Raw genomic sequence first — 20,742 nt, forward strand, 5'->3', positions numbered from 1 at the left:
GGAAAAGGAAAAATAAGCGTTTTTCGTATTAAGCAGCCAATAAAAAACCCCGCCGGAGCGGGGTTTTTCTTAACGTATTACTTAAGCCTGCGGCTGGGTAACAACGTCTTTCAAACCTTTAACTTCGATTTCTACGCGACGATCCGGACCCAGGCAGTCGATCAGGGCGTTACGGCCTTTCACGCTGTCACAGGTGTTGCCGGTAACCGGGTTAGATTCACCCATGCCACGTGCAGAGATCTTGTCAGACGGGATACCTTTAGATACCAGGTAGTCAACTACAGACTGAGCGCGTTTTTCAGACAGCTTCTGGTTGTACTGCTCAGAACCGATACGGTCAGTGTAGCCCAGAACAACAACAGAACCGTCTTTCGGATCCATTGAGCTCAGCTGAGAGTACAGCTGATCCAGCGCCTGCTGGCCTTCACCTTTCAGGGTTGCTTTGTTGAAGGTGAACAGCACGTCTGATTTCAGCGTGAAGTGTTTGGTTTCAACAACCGGAGCCGGAGCAGGAGTCGGCGCTACAACCGGAGCTGCTGCATCGTCCTGACCGAAACGGTAAGACAGACCTAAGCTCAGCATGGCGTTGTCAGGACGAGTACCAACGGTACCTGCGTCACCGATGTTGTTAACCCACTGGTAGTCCAGACGGGTAGCCCAGTTTTTGTTCAGTGCGTATTCAACACCAACGGCTGCCAGCGGAGAAACGCCGGTGTCGTGGTCGTTACGGCTGATGTTGGTACCCACAACGTGCTGAGTAGAATCAGCGCGCCATACCATACCACCCAGACGGGTATAAACGTCCAGGTCATCCATGATCGGGTAGCTCAGTTTCGCTGCCAGCTGGATGCCCTGTGCTTTAAATGCGCCGTTAACTACGTTGCCTTTGTTAGGCATGCGGCCAAGCCAGTCATAACCCAGTTCGAAGCCCAGGTACGGGTTAGCCTGATAACCAACGAATGCACCAGCGCCCAGCTGGCTTTCGTGAGTCGGGCCATCGTTGTTCACGTAGTTGTTACCGTAGTAACCAGTATCGTGATACTGAGACCAGCCCAGTTTGGCACCGGTATACCAGGTGTCATCTTTCGGTGCGGCCTGCGCTACGGTAGCGAAGCCAGCCAGTGCCACTGCAATTGCGATAGCTGTCTTTTTCATTTTTTGCGCCTCGTTATCATCCAAATAGGCAAGGAGCTTAAATTAAGCTCTTGGTTGTAATCCTTCGCCGGGTCCTTTTGCTCGATTATTACTCTACCGGAAAACGGAGGTTATTGAGCACCCTGGCGAGATAAAGTCTACAACGTGGCGAGAAACTTACAAGTAAGATGTGAAGGCGCTCGGCAAAAAAAGGGCGTTTCAGACATAAATTTTAACAATAGTCACCCGTTTTAACGAGCTAAAAAAGGTTATTTAGCGCGGCAAAAGCGAGGCTTAGCCGCGTGAGAGTAGAATCAGCGGGTTATCAAAAGAAAGTGAGAATTTTTAGCTGAGATTTATCTTATATTTACTTAATGATACAAAGTTGAGTGAATTTTCAGCCGATTTTTTTGTCCGCTGGGACAAGTAGCGCCAGTTCGGGGTCGCATTATGAGTCCAAGAGCCTGCCCTGCGGAGGCTGCTTCTTCAAGCCGACGACGATCGTTTTCGCTTATATCATTAGCAAACCAGCCCAAAACCACACTGTAATTCCCTGTTTGCAGCGCTTTTATCATCGCCTCAACCGTACTGAACGCTTGATGATAAGGGAGCTGCATCATCTTATTCAGCGGCAGGCCCGAAGCCTTAAGCCACTGCCGGCTGATCTTTTGCGGCGGCGTTAGCCAGAGCTGCCAGCGCGACTGCGTACCTAACTGCTGTAATAGCGGCAGGAGTAACAGCTGCGTTAGCCCTGGCTGAGCTTCGCTATAGCTTAGCTCGCTGATCCAACCGGTTGTTAAGACCGGCGATACGGCAACGCGAGAATGGCCAGGCAAAGCAGAACGAGCAACAGAAGACTTCAGTAAATGAGTACGCATGATTATCAGCTCATGTGGTTACTGTATGGATATACAGTAATGCGCTGAGCGCTTAAGATCAACCTCATTTTTTTGAAAACGTCTCGCACTTTTCACATGCAAATGAATGCAAGTTCATTTAACAATTGAACCATTAATTAGAATTGCCTATGTTTTAGCTGATGGAAAACAGTAGGTTAGTTTAGGTTTCTTAAGGAAAAGGAGCAGCATATGGATTCTTACCAACGGATAATTCAATCAAAACAGCAGCTGGCGGCATTAGGCAATATTACCGTGCGCTCGCAATTCGGCGGCTATAGCCTGGCCGTGGAAAAAGTGGTGTTCGCCTTGATTACCGATGGCGAACTCTATCTGCGAGCCAGCGAAACGCTAACGCGCTATCTCCGTACGCAATCGTTAACGCCGCTGGTTATCGATAAACGCGGCATCGCGGTAGAATTACGTTATTACCATATTGATGAAGCGTTATGGAACAACCGGCCGTTGTTGATCAGACTGTCAAAATCGGCGCTGGCGCTGGCGCAGCAGCAAAAAAGTGCGCGCCAAAATAATGTACGCCTTAAAGATCTGCCTAATCTGGGCATTCGCATGGAAATGCTGTTGCGCGAGATCGGCATTAACAGCGTATATGCACTGCGCGAGGCGGGAGCAAAGCGGTGCTGGCTACGCTTAAGGATGCGTAACCAGCACCTGGGGCTGAACTGTTTAATGGCTCTGCAGGGCGCGATTTCTGGTCATCATCAGGCGGCCCTGCCTGCAGAGATAAAAGAAGAGCTGCGCAACTGGTTTAATTGCGCCGTGCATGTGGAAAAAGCACGACAAAACTAACCGGCTGAAGGGGAGGCCAGCTGCTTTTTCAGGCGAGCAATTTCGGGCAACAGCGCAATCAACAAACCGATTTGTTGTAATACCAGCTGCGCCTGTGAATCAGCCTCGCTGTCAAACCCCCCAATACGGGTAGCAAGCTCACCCATCATCCGCTGCGCTTGCTGCTCGCTGACGATATCTATCTGTAATACATCATCAACATAGCAGACGGCATCATCCAGTAGCGCCAGCAGCTCTGGCTGCGTTATTTTTTCACGATGCGCGCCTAATGCGGAGATGTAGCTTAAAAAAGAGTGATTCAGACAGAGCAGACGAAATGCCGCTTCACGCAGCTGCGGATCCGGGCGCATTTCGGTTGAAAGGTTGGAAACCACCGAGGCCAGCTCGGCATCACCGTTATGCGCGTCGCGGCGCGCAATACGGTAGGCCAGGCGGTTATCTTTCCCCTGGTGATACTGTTCCAGAATTGCATCCAGATATCGGCAGTTAGCCGTTAAGGTTTTTTCCGCCACCGCCGGCAGGCGTCGGAAACGCCAGTCTGGCCAGATAAAACTGACCGCCAGCCAGGCGATGCCACATCCCAACAGCGTGTCGACAATACGGGGAATGGCTACATCAAAGCCTTCGCCCAGCAAATTAAAGCAGAGCAGCACCAGCAGCGTAATAAACATAGTAGCATGCGCATACTGTACCTGGCGGAAAGCAAAAAACAGCACGCCTGACAGCACAATCAGCAGCAACTGCCCATCCACAGAAGGCACCAGCCATAGAACCGGCAAACCAATAGCGATGCCGGTTAAGGTGCCAATAATGCGCAGCGCCAGGCGGCGGCGCGTTGCGTTATAGCCGGGCTGACAGACAAACAGGCTGGTCAACAGGATCCAGTAACCACGCTCCAGACCGGTCAGCTGAATAAAGGCGTAGCCAACGCACAGCACCAGCGACATCCGCACGGCATGACGAAAAAGCGGTGATTCTGGCGTTAAATGACGGCTAATGCGCAGACGAATATCGCTCCAGCCGGTTAATCCCTCGCTGGAGAGGTGCGTATCGCTGCCGTCCCGATGCGCCTGTTCCAGCGCCTGTTCTGACTCTATCGTCGCAAGTTGGGCATCAATTGCTTTTAAATTACGCAGTAAATATCGCAGCGCTTTTTGGCGCTTTTTATCTTCCGTTGTATCAGGCAGCCGATCCAGCGCCGCCTGCAGATGATTAAAAGCGCGCTCAAAACGCATATCATGCTGATAGCTGCGCTGCAGCAGGATCGCCTCGGAAAGCTGGCGACAGGCGCGCGCCTGCATGGTCAACAGACGCTGAAAACGAAACAGGATTTCGCTGTAGCGCCACTCCTGACGCAGGGCATGATATTGCACATGAGAAGAGCTGGCGCGTTCATGAATATCCTGCACGACAAAATAGTAATGTAATGTTCGCCGCGTACCGCGTTGCCCGCGATCGCCGCGTAGCCGACTCTGAATCGAGGTTTTCGTCTCATTAAGCACGGCCACCAGCTTGCTGTTAGCCATCGCAACTTCAACCAGCCCGCCGTCGTCGTTTTCTTCCGTATCGGGATCAAACAGGCTGGCCTTGGCGTCCAGGTAATTAGCCAGCATGCTGTAGCTGCGCGCCATGTTCTCCTGTAACGGACGAATAGGAAACAGCAGGTGCCCTGTCAGCGTTAGCAGGTTATACCAGACAGCACCCAGCAACAGCAGGATCGGCTGGAGATACCACTGCGAAAAGAGACCCGCGCCAAGCATGGTGTAAATAGCAATCAGCAGCGCGCCAAAGGCGATAGTGGCATAGCGCTGGCCAAGCGCACCCAGCAAAATAAAACCCCAGGTAGAAATCGCAAGGCCGAGAATAAATAGCCAGGGCCAGGGGAAAAGTAACTCTACCGAAACCGAAGCGATGCAAAAACAGAGCAGCGTGATAAACAGATTGCGCAATCGGCCAGTAAAGCGGTCATCAAGATCGGCCAGCGCGGCGGCAACCACGCCCAGCGTAAGCGGTAATGTCCAGACAACCTGCTGGATCCACCAGGGAAAGGCAGCCGCGCCCGCCAGCGCCAGAAAAATGCGGGTCAGATAAAGTCCGGTACTGTTCGCCGTATAACGACGCAAACCCGCAGTTAACGCAATCATGACATGGCGACCTTACTGATAGCGACGACGCGCATTAGCTTCACGTGCCGCACGCGCTTCTTCAGTGGAGACAACGCGGCGACCAACCGGCCATAGCGCAATCGCCGCCAGCTTAAAGTTGGCGATACCTACCGGAATGCCAATGATGCTGATGCATTGTGTAATGCCGAGCATAATGTGGGAAAGGCACAGCCACCAGCCAAAGAAGATAAACCAAAATATATTCAGCAACGTGCCGCCGGTATTCAGCAGCGTGTTGCTTTGTTCAGGACGTAATTCATCTACATGAACCGCCTCATTACCATAAGGTAGCAGGGAAAGTTTCGTTATCTCCCAGCAGGAGCGTGTCAGCGGCAGGGTAAAGATCAAAACGATACTTACAAGGGTAGCGAACAACCAGCACAGTGTGGTAAAGAAGCCACCTAATACAAAATTAAGGATATTCAAAACGGTACGCATAACAGGCTTCCTTCAAAAACAGAATTTATCCAGCATAACTGCGCTTGATTGTAACCTGTTTTAACCCTGGAGCGGTAAACTACGGCTCGGTAGACTAAACAGCAAACCGTATCCATCCACCTTTGGTTATAACGCATGGAACTAAAAGCAACGTCGCTCGGCAAACATCTGGCGCAGCATCCCTACAATCGGGTACGGCTATTAAGCGCCGGGGTAGAAGTCAGCGGTGAAAAACATGAGTATCTGATCCCGTTTAACCAGCTGCTGGAAATTAAATGCAAACGCGGCCTGATCTGGGGAGAGCTGGAGTTTACCCTGCCGGATGAAAAAGTAGTGCGGCTGCACGGTACGGAGTGGCAGGAAACGCAGCGCTTTTATCACTATCTTATGCAGGCATGGCAGAGCTGGAGCGAAGAGATGAGCGCAATCAGCGCCGGAGTGCTGGAGACGCTGGTGGCAGCCCTACCGCAGCAGGCAACGCAGGCTCGCTGGTTAAAGCAGCGTGAGCTGGCTGAACTGCAGCAGCAGATCGAAGAAACCTTTTCCGCTTTACCGCTGCCTTCCTCACGGCTGGAGAATTTCGATAACTGTCGGACGCTTTACCGGCAGTGCCGGGAGTGGCTATGTCGTGGCGAAGCAGAACGGGCGAGGCGTAACGATCTCTGGACCCAACGCATGCTGGAAGAGCATGCCGATTTTTTCGCTACGGTAGAATCAGCCCCGCTCAATCCTGCGCAGGCGCGTGCGGTGGTGAATGGTGAAGAGACGCTGCTGGTGCTGGCGGGTGCCGGCAGCGGTAAAACAGCGGTTCTGGTGGCGCGGGCGGGCTGGCTACTGCACCAGCAGCAGGCTCAGCCGCAGCAGGTTTTGCTGCTGGCGTTCGGGCGTCAGGCTGCGGAAGAGATGAACGAGCGCATCAGGAGCCGACTGCATATTGAAGAGCCGGAGGCGCGCACCTTTCACTCGCTGGCGCTGCATATCATCCGCGAAAGCAGTAATAAAACACCGCTGATCTCCCGCCTTGAAACCGATAGCGAGGCAAGACGCCAGCTTCTGATTGAAACCTGGCAACAACAGTGCGCGGAAAAGAAAGCCCACGCTAACGGCTGGCGGCAGTGGCTGACGGAAGAGCTGGAGTGGACGGTGCCGGAAGGCGATTTCTGGCAAGACCATGCGCTGGCGCAGCGGTTGGCAAGCCGTCTGGAAAGCTGGCTTGGCCTGATGCGTATGCATGGCGGGGCCCAGGCGGCAATGATTGCTGATGCGCCAGACGCGATACGCGATCTCTTCGCTAAACGCGTTAAGCTAATGGCGCCGATGTTGAAAGCGTGGAAAAGCGCGCTGAAAGAAGAGGGCGCGGTCGATTTCTCCGGGCTGATCCATCAGGCGATTAACCTGGTAGAGAAAGGGCGGTTTATCAGTCCCTGGAAACATATCCTGGTGGATGAGTTTCAGGATATTTCGCCGCAGCGGGCATTATTGCTGGCCGCTTTACGCAAACAGAATCGGCAAACCAGCTTGTTTGCCGTAGGCGATGACTGGCAGGCGATCTACCGCTTTAACGGAGCGGAAATGACGCTGACCACCTCATTTCATCATTACTTTGGCCAGGGGGATAGCTGCATGCTGGATACCACCTGGCGTTTTAACGATCGTATCGGTGACATCGCCAACCGCTTCGTGCAGGAAAATCCTCATCAGCTTGCCAAACCGCTTAACAGCCTGACAAAAGGTACCAGGAAAGCTATTTCGCTGCTGCCTGACGACCGGCTGGAAGATTTGCTGAATAAAATGAGCGGCTACGCCCTGCCAGAAGAGCGGGTGTTGCTGCTGGCTCGTTATCATCATCTGCAACCCGCATTGCTGGCAAAAGCCAAAACCCGCTGGCCTAAGCTCAGGCTGGATTTTATGACGATTCACGCCAGCAAAGGGCAGCAGGCGGATTATGTGATCCTGTTGGGATTGCAGGCGGGAAGTGACGGTTTCCCGGCACCGACGCGTGAGTCGGTAATCGAAGAGGGGCTGCTGCCTCAGCCTGAAGATTTTCCTGATGCGGAAGAGCGACGCCTGGCTTATGTGGCAATAACGCGAGCGAAACAGCAGGTCTGGCTGCTTTATAATCGTCAGCAGCCGTCGGTATTCGTCGAAGATTTTAAACGACTGGGCGTGCCGCTGCTGCGTAAGCCCTAGAGAGGGCAAGCCCGGTGCGCTTATTTAAGGCGCGCCTGCAGATAGTTTTGATAATCGGGAATCTGAATGGTAACCGCCTGATTAAATAACGGTGACTGGATCAGGAAGTCAGCGGTGGAACGGTTAGTGGCCGTTGGGATATTCCAGACGGTGGCAAGACGCAGCAGCGCTTTTACATCTGGATCGTGCGGCACGGCGTTCAGCGGATCCCAGAAGAAGATCAACAGATCGATTTTACCTTCGGCGATTAGCGCGCCTACCTGCTGATCGCCGCCCATTGGGCCACTGAGCATGGCATTAACCTCAAGGCCGGTAGCCCGCTGGATCAAATTGCCCGTGGTGCCGGTGGCATAGAGCCTGTGTGCATCCAGCAGCGTTTTGTGCTGGCTGACCCACTCCAGCAGTGCGGTTTTACAATGATCGTGTGCCACCAGGGCAATGGTTTTCGCTTCGGCAAGAATACGGCTGGTTTGCTCCATTGATGCATCCTGTTGAGAATAAGGTAAAAATAGGGAAACAAACCCAGAGTTTACCGCTGCGGAGCGGTAAACATCAACTTGGCCGTAGCGCTTTCATCCAGCTTACCAGGCGCTGGCGCGTGGCGCTGTCGACCTGATGAAACCAGAGTTGCAGCATACGCTCTGCGGGCATATTGGCGCCTACCACATCAACCGGGAATTTGTCCTGTTGCATGCTTAATGGCGGTTGCTGAGCAAAACGGGGAACGGATGCCACCTGACCGTTGCGGTTATAGGCTATCAGCGCTTTTTCCAGATCGGTCTGATGTCCCTGCAGCAGGGGAAGGCGATCGCGGCGGCTTTCAACCGTCTGACCTTTTTCGTCTACCAGGATAAACGCGCTGTTTTTATCAAACTGGCGACGATCGCGCAGGTTTTCCAGCGCGGGAAGCCGAATAGAAATGGATTTGGCTTTGGCGACAAATGTCACGATCAAAGGGGCGGAAATATAGCTACGCTTTACGTTGCCATGAGAAGTGTCGAGTACTTTTTCAACGCGGAACAGAAGCTGATGCTCCCCATTGTCCAGCTCCAGTCCTTCAGCTCCCTTGAGCAGCGAGCCTGAAATTTTGCGTCCGTCCAGTACCAGTAGATCGATATTGGGATCGAGCCTGAGCGTAGTCGCGTAACAGGACGTTGCGAACAACAACGCAAACATACCTGAACAGATCAAACGCAGCTTCATTATTTCTCCAGTAGGCGCACGGGAATCCCGGCAGTGAATGTATCAAATTCTTACATTATGGCAGTGTGTTAACATTTTAACATATTATTTTGTGCCCTGAATCGCTAAATGTGCAGATGAATGCCAGCAATTCATTACCGAACCGTAAATAACCTAAAATGGGTCAAACCATTGTATCAGGAGTCATTCATGAACGATCAAATGATTGCCGACGTGCTGCGTTCTACCCGTACTATTGCGTTAGTGGGGGCCAGCGATAAACCAACCCGTGCCAGCTATGGCGTGATGGCCTGGCTGTTACAGCAGGGCTATCAGGTTATTCCGGTCAGCCCAAAGCTGGCAGGCCAGACATTACTGGGACAAAAAGTATATGCCACGCTGGCAGACATCCCTGTGCCGGTTGACATGGTGGATGTGTTCCGTAATTCAGAGGCGGCGTGGGGCGTGGCGCAGGAGGCGATTGCTATCGGTGCGAAGACGCTCTGGCTGCAGCAGGGGGTGATCAATGAACAGGCTGCGGTGCTGGCTGGAGAAGCAGGGCTAAACGTGATCATGGACCGCTGTCCAAAAATTGAGATCCCGCGGCTGGGGTTACTGAAAAATCAGGCGAACTGATCGCGCAGCGTAGAGAAATGAGATGCCTGGCGCGCCAGGCATAATATTAGTGACGTAAGCGAGGGGATAAAAGCTGTTGACGAACTGACTCGGCCAGTTCATCCAGCGAAGGCTGTTCGGGATGAACGGTTTGCGCTTCGCCTGCAAGCTGTGCTTCGGCCAGATAGGTATGAATCGGCTCACCGTCATCGTCTTCGGTAACGACATGATACCAGGGCGCCGTACGTAACATCTCATTTGCGCCCACATCATCAATATCAGGGTCGTCTAACGAATACTCGGGATCGACATCAACCACCACGCCCAGAAAGCCCAGCATCTTATGACGCACCTGCTGACCAATTCCAAATTTACTGGCAATCATCAATACCTCCTGACAAACATTGCCTTTAACCACAAATATGGGGATAAAAGCATCGTTTTCAAGTTACAGCACGCGGCAGGCAAATCCCTTCAGATAGAGACCTTCAGGATAGCTGGCGATAACCGGGTGATCCGCCGCCTGACGGAACTGCTCTATAAATTGTACATCACGATGAGCGTCAACGGCGGCGTCAGCGATAATTTTCTGAAATAAATCAGTTGCCATCAGTCCTGAACAGGAGAAGGTCATCAGCATGCCGCCCGGATTCAGCAGCTGCATCGCCAGCATATTAATGTCTTTATAGCCACGACATGCGCCTGCCAGCTGATTTTTGTTTTCAACAAACTTAGGCGGATCCATCACGATAAGATCAAATTTTTCGCCGTTATCGCGATAGCGGCGCAACAGTTTAAACACATCATCGCGCAGGAATTGCGCCTTACTGACATCCAGCCCGTTCAGTTCTACGTTCTGACGCGCCACATCCAGCGCCGCCTGCGACGTATCCACGCTGATAACCTCACTACAGCCACCAAGCAGAGCAGAAACAGCGAAGCCGCCGGTATAGGAGAAGCAGTTAAGCACGCGTTTATCTTGCGCATAGCGCCGGGTAGCAAAGCGACTGTCGCGCTGATCCAGATAGTAGCCGGTCTTGTGGCCGGTACGAATATCTACCAGCAGCTTCATGCCATGTTCGCTAATCGACAGCAGATCGGGCGGTAATGCCCCACAAACTGGCCCCTGGGTCAGCTCCAGTCCTTCTTTCTTGCGTACGGCCACATCGGAGCGGTCGTAGATGTTACAGTCGGGATAGCACTGCTGCAGCGCGGAAATAATTGCCGGACGCTGATACTCCGCACCGGCAGAAAGCAGTTGCAACACCAAAAAGGAGCCAAAACGATCGATCGTCACGCCCGGCATGCCGTCAGACTCACCGGCGATCAAACGGTAGCTGTCCAGGCCATCCCGTACCGCCAGCCAGTCACGCAGCTGCTGGGCTGCCTGCAGGCGGCGGACAAAAAAAGCGATATCGACAGATTCGTCCTGCTGCCAGCTCCAGACACGTGCGCGGATTTGCGAATCGGGTGAAAAGGCTGCGCGGGCCAGCCATTTACCCTGGCTGTCACAAACGTCAATGGTTTCACCGCGCTGGGCTTTACCTTCCATACGCGCAACGGCGCCGGAAAAAACCCAGGGATGACGACGGAGCAGGGACTTTTCACGTCCCTTAGCGAGAATCAATCGAACGGTCATATTTTGCTATGCTTACCAACGGAAAATGAAGCGACATTGTCCGGTGGTTACCGGCAAAATGCAATCAGCGGACATCAGGGGAGCGCGCAATGACGCAACAATGTATTAAAGCCTGGGTTCATGGTCAGGTGCAGGGCGTAGGGTTTCGCTACAGCACCCAGATGCAGGCGCAGCAGCTTGGATTAACCGGCTATGCGCGCAATCTGGATGACGGCAGCGTGGAAGTGCTTGCCTGTGGCGCAAGCGAGGCTCTGGAACAGCTGGTGGCCTGGTTAAAGGCTGGTGGGCCACGCAGCGCGCGCGTCGATCGCGTATTAACAGAGCCGCATCATGCGGGTGAGCGCCCGCAGCGCTTTACCACAGGCTAATCAGAGCGGGGCAGGGGCTGCTTCGCTTAAGCGTCACAGGCATTTAACCGGCCTGGGCAGGCCGGCTATTTTGGTCGCCTGCTTTGCCGGGCCATCGGGAAACAGACGAAACAGATAGCGGCTGTTGCCTTTTTCCTCGCCGTACTTCTGCGCCATCGCTTTTACCAGCATTCTTACTGCCGGAGAGGTATTGTAGGTCAGATAAAACTCACGAACAAAATGCACCACTTCCCAGTGCGCTTCGCTCATAGTAATCGCTTCTTCAGCTGCGATATGCAGCGCCAGCGCTTCGCTCCAGTCCGCAGAATTCAGCAGATAGCCCTGAGCGTCGCGCGCAATTTCTTTACCTTCAAACAGCACAATATGGCCTCACTTGTTTAACCGGTGGCTATCTTAGCAAACTTAACGGCGGCAAAAAATAAGGCCCCGCCGGTGGGCGAGGCCTTAATCAGGCATGCAAAACGATACGCGGAGGGCGTTTAGTTATTACGTGAGAAGCCAAGAATGCTCAGCAGGCTGATAAAAATATTGTACAGCGAGACATAGAGGCCAATGGTGGCGCGAATATAGTTGGTTTCACCGCCGTGAATAATATTGCTGGTTTCCCACAGGATCGCACCAGTAGAAAACAGAATAAACAGGGCGCTGATAGCCAGCTGCAGAGCCGGCAACTGCAGGAACAGGTTAGCAACCACCGCAACCAGCAGCACTACAAATCCCGCCATCATCATGCCGCCAAGGAAAGACATATCCTTGCGCGTTGTCAGCACATAGGCGGAGCAACAGAAAAACACCAGAGCGGTACCGCCCAGCGCCAGCGCAATGGCATCGCCCATGCCTGCCGACAGGAAGGAGTTCAGGATCGGGCCCAGGCTATAGCCGAGAAAGCCGGTAAAGGCGAAAGCGGCCACAATACCGGCCGGACTATTGGCCAGGCGGTAGGTTAAAAACATCAAGCCATAAAAACCCACCAGCATCAGAATCAGGCCAGGCGCAGGCAGGTTCAGTAAGGTACTGGCGGTTGCGGTCGCGGCAGAAAAGGCCAGCGTCAGCCCCAGCAGGAAATAGGTATTACGCAAAACTTTATGAGTACTCAGCAACGATGTGCCGGTACCAGAGCGGGAAACAATACGATCCATAATGCACCTCATACAGGGGTAACAATCTTAGCGCAGAGCATACGAAGCGCGGCGGAAAGGGAAAAGGCGCTTTACCCTTCTTTACGCGTGAAGCCGCTGTTTTTGTGAACCAAATGGTGATTAAGCCAGCAAATAAAAAGGGTTTGGCTGTTTTTCAGGCGAACAGCAAGCCTGACTATTTACATTGCGCTGAGGGGTGTTTATAGTTCGCCTCATTGCGGAGGGGTGGCCGAGCGGCTTAAGGCAGCGGTCTTGAAAACCGCCGATGGGAAACCATCCGAGAGTTCGAATCTCTCCTCCTCCGCCACTGAATTACAACGGGTCAGCAGCAATGCTGGCCCGTTTTCGTTTTTGCCGTAAGCGGTTTTGCTTATGTTTTCAGCGCGACGCTGCGAAAATAATCAGTCAGATCTTTTTTGCATAAAAGAGGCTTGCACAAGCAGAATCAAGCCGTTAGACTTCGTCGCACAATATGACACGTCGCAACGCAGTTGTGGATTGTCTTGCGGAGGGGTGGCCGAGTGGCTTAAGGCAGCGGTCTTGAAAACCGCCGATGGGAAACCATCCGAGAGTTCGAATCTCTCCTCCTCCGCCAAATTTTAAGAGCCAGCACAGCGTGCTGGCTTTTTTTATGCCTGCAATCCCTGTCTGCAAGAGCAAAGCCAGCTAAATCTTGTTCACGCCCGGCTAATTTGTCAGGATTCGCCTTTTTTCTTTTATCCTGTCGACGCCAGCGGGCGCAAACGGATGCCTTTCCAAAACATTTCGTTACTTTTCAATTAGCTAAACAGATTAAAGCGCAGTGTCGCACGTCTGCTATAGTCCTGATACGATATAAAGCCTGCTTCCGACTGCTGTGCATTATGGCGTCGGGCGTAATGCTATACCCATTATTGGCGCTGACGCCCCTGCGGTCAGCGGTCAGCCAGTCATCATCAGATCGAATGGAAAAGTAACAATGATCAAAAAACTCAGTCTTTGCGCATTGGCGGTTATTGCGGCGTTACCCTTAGGATTTTCTGCCCACGCTGCTGACGGCGATCTGCAACTCCAGCAGGTATTAATGCTTAGCCGTCATAACCTGCGGGCTCCGCTGGCTGATAACGGCAGTCTGCTGGCGCAGGCGACCAAAAAAGCCTGGCCGCAGTGGGATGTGGCGGGCGGCGAGCTGACCACCAAAGGCGGCGTGCTGGAGGTCTATATGGGGCGTTATACGCGCGAGTGGCTGGCGCAGCAGGGACTGATGAAAAACGATGCCTGTCCGGCTTCCAGCGAGGTATTTGCCTATGCCAACAGCTTGCAACGTACCGTCGCGACAGCACAATATTTTGTTACCGGCGCGTTTCCCGGCTGCGACGTTACCGTAACGCATCAGGATGAAATGGGTACTATGGATCCCGTATTCAGCCCGGTCATCAGTAACGACAGCGAAGAGTTCAACAAGAAAGCGCTGGCGGCCCTGAATGCGCAAGGTGAAAAGCTGAGCCTTAAGCCCGCCTTCCAGCGTCTGGAAAAAATTGTCGATTATAAAAACTCACCGGCCTGCAACGGCAAAAAGCAGTGCACGCTGAGCAGCGATAACCAAAACAAATTCAGCGCGGAAAATGGCAAAGAACCTAACGTTGCCGGTCCGCTGAAAGTGGGTAATTCGCTGGTAGACGCCTTTACCCTGCAATATTATCAGGGCTTCCCGCTGGAGCAGGTCGCCTGGGGACAGATTAAAACCCCAGAACAGTGGCAGGAGCTGGCGGCGATTAAAAACGGCTATCAGGATGCGCTGTTTACCTCGCCGGAAATTGCCCGGGAAGTAGCAGCGCCGATGATTGATTACATTCGCAGCCAGCTGGTGGATCAGGATAAAGCCTCTGCGCCAAAAGTAACGCTGATGGTGGGTCATGACTCAAATATCGCTTCGCTGCTGGCAGCGCTGGATACCAAAGCCTATACGCTGCCGGGCCAGTATGAGAAAACGCCGATTGGCGGCCAGGTTGTTTTTGAGCGCTGGCACGATGCGAAAGCAGATAAAGATCTGGTGAAAATTGAATATGTTTACCAGACCGCCGAGCAGTTACGTGATGCCGAAGCGCTTAGCCTGAAAAACCCGCCAAAACGCGTAACGCTGCAGCTTAACGGCTGCCAGACGGATGCGAACGGTTTCTGTTCATGGGAGCAGTTCAGCAATGCATTGAATGCAGCATTGCAGGGCACCGCGCTGCAGCCTGCTGCTGTAAAACCGGTACCAGAGGCCAAAACAGCACAGGATAATGCAGCGGCAGCTAAACCGGCCGCCGATAAGCCAGCGGCTGATAAACCTGCTGCAGCCAAACCTGCTGCCGATAAGTCAGTTGCGGACAAAGCTGCCGCGGATAAATCCGCAGCCAACAAAGCCGCAGTGGATGCACCGGTGAATAAAGCGGACGCCGCTAAAGCTGACCAGCAGGCAAAAGCTACGGAAAAACAGGCCGCTGGGGAGGACGATGCCGCGAAAGCTGCGGCAGAGAAAGCGCAGGCGGATGCAGAGAAAGCGAAGGCCGCTGCGGCTAAAGCCAAAGCGGATGCTGAGCAGGCTGCAAAAGATAAAGCGGCAAGCGAGAAAGCCGAATCTGCTGCACAGCCAAAAGCTGAACCACAGCCAAAAGCCGCTGATGAGAAAGCGCAGCAGGCACCGACAACACAGGCAGGATCTGCCAGCTGATCCCAGACATAGAATAAAAAGGGAGCCTCAGGCTCCCTTTTTTATGGATCCGTCCGCTTACTGACCGGAAACCACTACCAGTTTCTGATTCACGAACTCTTTAATGCCCAAATCGGACAGCTCACGTCCATAGCCGGAACGTTTAACGCCGCCGAAAGGCAGCTCTGCAGCGGTATCGCTGGCGGAATTGATAAACACCATGCCGGTTTCGATGCGCGCAGCCATACGCTTACCGCGCGCGATATCGCCGGTAAACACGGCGCCGCCGAGGCCGTAATGGGAATCATTGGCCAGCTGTACCGCCTCGTCGTCGTTCTCAACCACATAAACCTGCGCCACCGGACCGAAAAATTCGGTGAAATAGGCGGGATTGTCACGTGTGATATTGGTCAGAATAGTGGGTTGATAGAAACAGCCGGGGCCGGATAGCGCCTCGCCGCCGTAATGCAGCGTCGCGCCTTTAGCGACCGCCTCCTCAACCTGTTTAATCAGCGTATCGCGCGCGCTGGTAGAGGAAAGCGGACCAAGCGTGCTGTTTTCATCCAGCGGATCGCCGATTTTCACTGCTTTGAAGGCCTCAGTGAATTTTTCCAGGAAACGATCGGCAACGCTGCGCTGAACGATAAAGCGTTTCGCCGCGGTACAGACCTGACCGGCATTGCTCAAACGCGCCTGGACGCCTTGTTTAACCGCTTCTTCTAAATCGCAGTCGTCCAGCACCACAAACACATCATTGCCGCCCAGTTCAAGAGTGGTTTTCTTTAGATATTTGCCGGCCTGCTGTGCGACGGCGCTGCCTGCGCGCTCAGAACCAGTCAACGCGGCGCCCTGAACGCGATCGTCGGCGATCAGTTCAGCCACTTTCTCGCTGGAGATAAAAAGGTTAGTCCAGGCGCCTTTTGGCGCACCTGCTTCCAGCACCAGCTGCTCAAAGATGCTGGCGCAGTGCGGGACAATCGCCGCATGTTTTGCCAGTACCGGATTACCAGCCGCCAGATTGGGTGCCAGCACGCGCATGAGCTGATAGTAAGGGAAGTTCCATGGCTCGACAGCGACCAGAACGCCAAGCGGATGATGTTCAACCCATGCTTCACCCAAATCAGTGGGATAGGGCACCGGCTGTAAAAATTTTTCGGCATGCTCTGCATAATAGCGGGCGATTTGCGCGCAAATCTGCACTTCGCCACGGCTCTGTTTCAGCAATTTACCCATTTCAAGACTGGCGATTTTAGCCAACTCTTCTGCACGACTGTCGATCAGGTCTGCCAGTTTATGTAATACCTGGATACGCGGCTGGATATCGCCCTTCGACCAGGCTGACTGATAAAGCTGCGCGGCAGTTGCCAGCGCGTCTTCAACATACTCATCGCTATGCGCAGGCCAGGTTTTAATGACTTCATTGGTCGCAGGGTTAACAGACTGGTAGGTAGACATAGAGGACTCCTTTCGCGGAATAAAAATAAAAAGGGCGGGAAATTCCCGCCCGCAGATATCATGGCGGACTAAACGTTTTTACGTTCCACTACCACATCGTCCCAGGTCAGGACATCTGCATCGGTTTTATCGAAGGCGCGAAACAGCACGTCGTCATTACCCTGCTGGCGCCAAATCTCTTCCGCCAGTTTTTCATCGTAATTTGCGACTTCAAAAATTGCCTCAGCAATCTCAGGTGAGGTATGGCGCAGGCTTGCCCATTCGCCAACATGATGTGCTTTGGATTGTTGCGTTGCCATAATGTTCTCCTGTGTTGATTGAGACTATCCGTTGATTTTTACCGCCAGCCGGGCGACATGCTCGCCCTGAAAGCGAGCAATAGTTAGCTCTTCTGCCGTTGGTTGCCGAGAGCCATCACCGCCGGCATAGGTAGACGCGCCATAAGGCGTGCCGCCGCGAACCTGACTGATATCAAACATCTCTTTAGTGCCGTAGCCGATAGGCACAAGCACCATGCCGTGGTGCGCCAGCGTGGTCCAGGTGGAGGTAATGGTCTGCTCCTGACCGCCGCCGGTGCCGGTTGAGGTAAATACGCTGGCCAGCTTGCCGTAAAGCGCACCAGAGGCCCACAGCCCGCCAGTGCGATCGAGAAAAGTACGCATCTGACCAGACATATTGCCAAAACGGGTAGGGGTGCCGAACAAAATAGCATCGTACTGCGGCAGTTCTTCTGGGGTCGCTTCCGGCGCATCCTGCTGCGTTTTACCGCCAACCTGAGCAAAGCGTTCAGCATCCATGGTTTCAGGTATGCGTTTGACGGTTACCTCAGCGCCGCTAACGCGGCTTGCGCCTTCGGCAACGGCCTGCGCCATGGTTTCAACGTGACCATACATGGAATAATACAGCACCAGAATTTTTGCCATTGTTCAGCTCCCTGTGGAATAGTTTCGATCTCTACGGCGGTCAGCCGGGCGCGTTTATTTTTTCGGGTTAGCAGGCTTTTTATCACCTGATTCCGGCGCCTGTTTTGGATCGTCTTTACTCTGCTGGGATTGTTTCTGTGACATAACGTTCTCCTGTAGCAATGAAAGATAACTTCAGTAACAGAGTATAGAAGAACTCCACAAGCTTGCCTGGAAGCCGTTAGCACCATTGACCCGATGTGGTGAGACAAGCACACTGGCAGCCTTCGTTGTAAGGAATGGATAAATATCTTGGGCCGGTTATCTCGCTACAAATGGACGCTTACGCTGCAGGAAGGCATCCTGATTTTTATTACCATGATCTGGGGCGGCACCTTTATGGTGGTGCATCATGCGATGACCATGAGCGGCCCTTTCTTTTTCGTCGGCGTGCGTTTCGCCACCGCAACGCTGCTCCTGCTGCTCTTTTCATGGCGCACGCTGGGCGGCTTTACGCGGCATGAACTGCTGGCGGGGTTCTGGATCGGCATCGCGATTGGTTGCGGCTATGGCTTACAAACCTGGGGCATGCAAACCATCTCTGGCAGTCAGTCTGCCTTTATTACCGCGTTATATGTGCCGCTGGTGCCGCTACTACAGTGGGTCTTTCTGGGCAAAATGCCTGGCCTGATGGCGTGGTGTGGTGTAGCGCTGGCTTTTATCGGACTGCTACTGGTGGCGGGACCAGAGAGCGGTGGCTTGACGCTGAATCGAGGCGAAATCGCGACGTTGCTTAGTACGCTGGCGATTGCGGCGGAAATTATTCTGATCGGTGCCAGCGCAGGCAAAGTCGATATTCGCCGCGTCACCATTGTGCAACTGGGCGTGGCGTCTCTGTTTTCTTTTTTGATGATGCAGCCCAACGGTGAAAGCGTGCCTGCTATGTCAACCTGGCTTTGGGGCAGTGCGCTGGGGCTGGGACTCGCCAGCGCGCTGATTCAGGTAACGATGAACTGGGCACAGCGCAGCGTTTCACCCACGCGAGCCACGGTTATCTATGCCGGCGAGCCGGTATGGGCGGGCGTAGTGGGGCGTATTGCTGGCGAACGGCTGCCCGGCACGGCGCTGCTGGGCGGCGCATTAATTGTGCTGGGAGTGCTGGTGAGTGAATGTAAACTGAAAAGGCGGGCAAAAAGCCAACCCGCCGTGGAAGAGTAGAAGCTAACGATTCTGCCGCAGGATCTCCGCCTCGCTAAAGGACGAACTGCGGCGATAACGCAGGATGGCATGCAGCATAATTGCCCCGAAGGTGGCGGTGCCGATTCCGCCGAGCGTAAAGGCACCGATTTTCAGCGAGAAGTCGCCTGCGCCCAGCGCCAGCGTAACTGCAACCATAATCAAATTGCCGTTCTTGCTCAGATCAACCTGATTCTGCAGCCAAATGCGCGCGCCCGCTACGGCGATCAGACCGAACACCACGATTGAGGCTCCGCCAATGACCGGCGCGGGAAGGGTATGGATCAGCGCGCCAAATTTTGGTGAGAAGCCAAGGAACAAGGCGATTAACGCCGCGGCCACAAAAGCCAGCGTGGAGTAAACGCGCGTAACCGCCATCACGCCGATGTTTTCTGCATAGGTGGTGACGCCGCTACCGCCAACGCTGCCGGAAAGCAGGGTTGCCAGCCCGTCGCCGATGAAGGCGCGTCCGATATAGGGGTCGAGGTTACGTCCGGTCATGCTCGCCACTGCTTTGATATGCCCAAGATTTTCCGCCACCAAAATAACCGCCACCGGCGCGATCATGGTGATAGCTGACACTGAAAAAACCGGCGCGGTAAGCTGCGGAAAACCAAACCATGGCGCGCTGGCAATCGGATTAAAATCAACCGGCTTGCCGAGACCAAACCCGTTGGTCAACAACGCATAGAGCGCCCAGGCAATAATAAGCCCTGCCAGGATCAGCAGACGCTGTACCATGCCACGGGTAAACACCGCTACCGTGCCGATACAGAGAATGGTCAGCACCGCCATCCAGCTGTCAAATACCGACGCGGAGACGCTGCGCACCGCTACAGGCGCCAGATTCAGCCCGATCGCCATCACCACCGCGCCGGTGACCACCGGCGGCATAAGCCGTTCAATCCAGCGCGTGCCCGCTTTGACCACCACCATGCCAATCAAGGTATAAAGCAGACCGCAGGCGATAATGCCTCCCAGCGCGACGCCTAAATGCGGATTAAGGCCCTGCCCGTTAAAGCCGGTAACGGCAATCACCACGCCAACAAAGGCGGCGCTGGAGCCGAGGTAGCTAGGCACTCGCCCGCCGGTCACCAGAAAAAACAGCAGAGTGCCAATGCCGGACATCATGATGGCGAGATTGGGGTCCAGCCCCATGAGGAGCGGCATTAACACGGTTGCGCCAAACATTGCCACCGCATGTTGCAGGCCGAGGATCACTGTCTGCCCCAGTGGCAGCGTCTCATCCGGGGCGATAACGCCATCTTCGCTTATCGCCGTTTTTTTATGCCATTGAGGAAACCAGGAATGCGCCATTATTTTCTCCTGCAGGGGAAAAGGGATGAGCCGCCGCAGCGGGGTTAACGGGCTTCCTGCCGTAACAGATGGTGATAGCCGCGATCGAAATAGATCAAGCCAGCGCCATGTTGATTACAAACCAGCGCCTGCGCTTCGCAAAACAGGATATCGTGCGTACCGACGCTAATCGTCTGGTTGATGCGGCAGTCGAAAGAGGCCACGGCCCCGTTCAGTATCGGTGCGCCAGTGAGCAGCGTGGACCATTCTGCGGCAATAAAACGCTCCGCCATCGGCGTTTTACCGCCGAACAGGTTCGACAGCGCCTCATGTTCCGCCGCAAGGATATTTACGCACAGCACCTGGTTTTGCATAAACGAGGGCCATACCGAGGCGGAGCGGTTCAGGCAAACCAGCAGCGTCGGCGGCGAATCCGTGACGCTGCAAACGGCCGATGCGGTAAAACCGGCGCGGCCACCGGGCCCATCCGTAGTGATGATATTGACGGCAGCACCGAGGCGTGCCATCGCGTTACGAAAATCCTGTTTCTCCACGGCGGAAAGCGCAGGGGATAAAGCGGTATGCGACATGATCACTCCTTAT

22 protein-coding genes and 2 tRNA genes are annotated in these 20,742 nt (G+C 53.9%); 8 read left to right on the forward strand and 16 right to left on the reverse strand.

The genetic code is table 11. From position 1 onward, the window contains the following. Positions 1-81: 81 nt before the first annotated feature. Complete coding sequence (gene ompA / locus ACQE3Y_RS06310; protein WP_426981104.1) at positions 82-1,155, reverse strand: porin OmpA; 1,074 nt, start codon at positions 1,153-1,155, stop codon at positions 82-84. A gap of 350 nt (positions 1,156-1,505) precedes the next feature. Continuing rightward, complete coding sequence (gene sulA / locus ACQE3Y_RS06315; protein WP_426981105.1) at positions 1,506-2,012, reverse strand: SOS-induced cell division inhibitor SulA; 507 nt, start codon at positions 2,010-2,012, stop codon at positions 1,506-1,508. A 210-nt stretch (positions 2,013-2,222) separates the two neighbouring features. On the opposite strand from sulA, the gene ACQE3Y_RS06320 reads away from it, so the two are divergent. Beyond that, on the forward strand, positions 2,223-2,840 hold the full coding sequence (locus ACQE3Y_RS06320; RefSeq protein WP_426974262.1) for a TfoX/Sxy family DNA transformation protein: 618 nt from the start codon (positions 2,223-2,225) through the stop codon (positions 2,838-2,840). On the opposite strand, the gene yccS is transcribed toward ACQE3Y_RS06320, so the two are convergent. Then, a complete protein-coding gene (yccS, locus tag ACQE3Y_RS06325) occupies positions 2,837-4,984 on the reverse strand; it encodes a YccS family putative transporter (protein WP_426981106.1) in 2,148 nt (715 codons plus the stop codon). The two genes, ACQE3Y_RS06320 and yccS, sit on opposite strands and share 4 nt — an antisense overlap. Before the next feature lie 12 nt (positions 4,985-4,996). Next, complete coding sequence (locus ACQE3Y_RS06330; RefSeq protein ID WP_085072189.1) at positions 4,997-5,443, reverse strand: YccF domain-containing protein; 447 nt, start codon at positions 5,441-5,443, stop codon at positions 4,997-4,999. Positions 5,444-5,578: 135 nt separating this feature from the next. On the opposite strand from ACQE3Y_RS06330, the gene helD reads away from it, so the two are divergent. Further along, entirely contained in the window at positions 5,579-7,633 is a 2,055-nt protein-coding gene (gene helD, locus ACQE3Y_RS06335) for a DNA helicase IV (protein ID WP_426981107.1), read from the forward strand. 20 nt (positions 7,634-7,653) lie between these two features. Here helD and ACQE3Y_RS06340 read toward each other — a convergent pair whose 3' ends face one another. Both ACQE3Y_RS06340 and ACQE3Y_RS06345 read right to left on the reverse strand, forming a co-directional pair. Beyond that, on the reverse strand, positions 7,654-8,112 hold the full coding sequence (locus ACQE3Y_RS06340) for a methylglyoxal synthase (protein ID WP_085072187.1): 459 nt from the start codon (positions 8,110-8,112) through the stop codon (positions 7,654-7,656). A 73-nt stretch (positions 8,113-8,185) separates the two neighbouring features. Then, a complete protein-coding gene (locus ACQE3Y_RS06345) occupies positions 8,186-8,836 on the reverse strand; it encodes a DUF2057 family protein (RefSeq protein WP_426974266.1) in 651 nt (216 codons plus the stop codon). Positions 8,837-9,025: 189 nt separating this feature from the next. On the opposite strand from ACQE3Y_RS06345, the gene ACQE3Y_RS06350 reads away from it, so the two are divergent. Continuing rightward, positions 9,026-9,451: a CoA-binding protein gene (locus tag ACQE3Y_RS06350; protein ID WP_426974267.1), complete on the forward strand. Its 426-nt coding sequence runs from the start codon at positions 9,026-9,028 to the stop codon at positions 9,449-9,451. Positions 9,452-9,497: 46 nt separating this feature from the next. On the opposite strand, the gene hspQ is transcribed toward ACQE3Y_RS06350, so the two are convergent. After that, entirely contained in the window at positions 9,498-9,815 is a 318-nt protein-coding gene (gene hspQ, locus ACQE3Y_RS06355) for a heat shock protein HspQ (protein WP_085072184.1), read from the reverse strand. A gap of 63 nt (positions 9,816-9,878) precedes the next feature. Then, positions 9,879-11,069: a 23S rRNA (cytosine(1962)-C(5))-methyltransferase RlmI gene (gene rlmI / locus ACQE3Y_RS06360; protein ID WP_426981109.1), complete on the reverse strand. Its 1,191-nt coding sequence runs from the start codon at positions 11,067-11,069 to the stop codon at positions 9,879-9,881. Positions 11,070-11,158: 89 nt separating this feature from the next. Between rlmI and yccX the strand changes: the two genes are divergently transcribed. After that, positions 11,159-11,437 carry an acylphosphatase gene (yccX, locus tag ACQE3Y_RS06365; protein ID WP_426974269.1) on the forward strand — a complete coding sequence of 93 codons (279 nt, stop codon included), beginning with the start codon at positions 11,159-11,161 and terminating at the stop codon, positions 11,435-11,437. 33 nt (positions 11,438-11,470) lie between these two features. Here yccX and ACQE3Y_RS06370 read toward each other — a convergent pair whose 3' ends face one another. Further along, complete coding sequence (locus ACQE3Y_RS06370; RefSeq protein WP_426974270.1) at positions 11,471-11,797, reverse strand: TusE/DsrC/DsvC family sulfur relay protein; 327 nt, start codon at positions 11,795-11,797, stop codon at positions 11,471-11,473. 119 nt (positions 11,798-11,916) lie between these two features. Beyond that, the gene (yccA, locus tag ACQE3Y_RS06375; RefSeq protein WP_426974271.1) at positions 11,917-12,576 is read right to left on the reverse strand and encodes an FtsH protease modulator YccA; all 660 of its coding nucleotides are present in this window, start codon (positions 12,574-12,576) and stop codon (positions 11,917-11,919) included. A gap of 219 nt (positions 12,577-12,795) precedes the next feature. Between yccA and ACQE3Y_RS06380 the strand changes: the two genes are divergently transcribed. The 3 genes from ACQE3Y_RS06380 to agp all read left to right on the forward strand — a co-directional run bounded on the left by ACQE3Y_RS06380 (position 12,796) and on the right by agp (position 15,271). Further along, positions 12,796-12,883: transfer RNA gene (locus ACQE3Y_RS06380), tRNA-Ser, on the forward strand. A 200-nt stretch (positions 12,884-13,083) separates the two neighbouring features. Continuing rightward, positions 13,084-13,171: transfer RNA gene (locus ACQE3Y_RS06385), tRNA-Ser, on the forward strand. A 363-nt stretch (positions 13,172-13,534) separates the two neighbouring features. Continuing rightward, a complete protein-coding gene (agp, locus tag ACQE3Y_RS06390) occupies positions 13,535-15,271 on the forward strand; it encodes a bifunctional glucose-1-phosphatase/inositol phosphatase (protein ID WP_426981110.1) in 1,737 nt (578 codons plus the stop codon). Positions 15,272-15,328: 57 nt separating this feature from the next. On the opposite strand, the gene ACQE3Y_RS06395 is transcribed toward agp, so the two are convergent. The 4 genes from ACQE3Y_RS06395 to ACQE3Y_RS06410 all read right to left on the reverse strand — a co-directional run bounded on the left by ACQE3Y_RS06395 (position 15,329) and on the right by ACQE3Y_RS06410 (position 17,772). Continuing rightward, positions 15,329-16,705, reverse strand: a complete 1,377-nt coding sequence (locus ACQE3Y_RS06395; RefSeq protein WP_426981112.1) for an NAD-dependent succinate-semialdehyde dehydrogenase — start codon at positions 16,703-16,705, stop codon at positions 15,329-15,331. 68 nt (positions 16,706-16,773) lie between these two features. Further along, entirely contained in the window at positions 16,774-17,004 is a 231-nt protein-coding gene (locus ACQE3Y_RS06400) for a YccJ family protein (protein ID WP_085072177.1), read from the reverse strand. A 24-nt stretch (positions 17,005-17,028) separates the two neighbouring features. Further along, positions 17,029-17,628: an NAD(P)H:quinone oxidoreductase gene (gene wrbA, locus ACQE3Y_RS06405; RefSeq protein ID WP_250652304.1), complete on the reverse strand. Its 600-nt coding sequence runs from the start codon at positions 17,626-17,628 to the stop codon at positions 17,029-17,031. 54 nt (positions 17,629-17,682) lie between these two features. Beyond that, entirely contained in the window at positions 17,683-17,772 is a 90-nt protein-coding gene (locus ACQE3Y_RS06410; protein WP_237172438.1) for a hypothetical protein, read from the reverse strand. Between the two features lie 144 nt (positions 17,773-17,916). Between ACQE3Y_RS06410 and ACQE3Y_RS06415 the strand changes: the two genes are divergently transcribed. Beyond that, a complete protein-coding gene (locus tag ACQE3Y_RS06415) occupies positions 17,917-18,825 on the forward strand; it encodes a DMT family transporter (protein ID WP_426974375.1) in 909 nt (302 codons plus the stop codon). A 3-nt stretch (positions 18,826-18,828) separates the two neighbouring features. On the opposite strand, the gene rutG is transcribed toward ACQE3Y_RS06415, so the two are convergent. Further along, on the reverse strand, positions 18,829-20,160 hold the full coding sequence (gene rutG / locus ACQE3Y_RS06420; RefSeq protein WP_426981114.1) for a pyrimidine utilization transport protein G: 1,332 nt from the start codon (positions 20,158-20,160) through the stop codon (positions 18,829-18,831). Positions 20,161-20,204: 44 nt separating this feature from the next. Then, positions 20,205-20,729, reverse strand: coding sequence for an NADH-dependent FMN reductase RutF (gene rutF, locus ACQE3Y_RS06425; RefSeq protein ID WP_426981115.1), 525 nt, complete (start codon positions 20,727-20,729; stop codon positions 20,205-20,207). Positions 20,730-20,742: the final 13 nt, after the last annotated feature.

Origin of the sequence: Pantoea sp. FN0305 (assembly GCF_050113845.1) — a bacterium.
Classification (GTDB): Bacteria; Pseudomonadota; Gammaproteobacteria; order Enterobacterales; family Enterobacteriaceae; genus Mixta; species Mixta alhagi.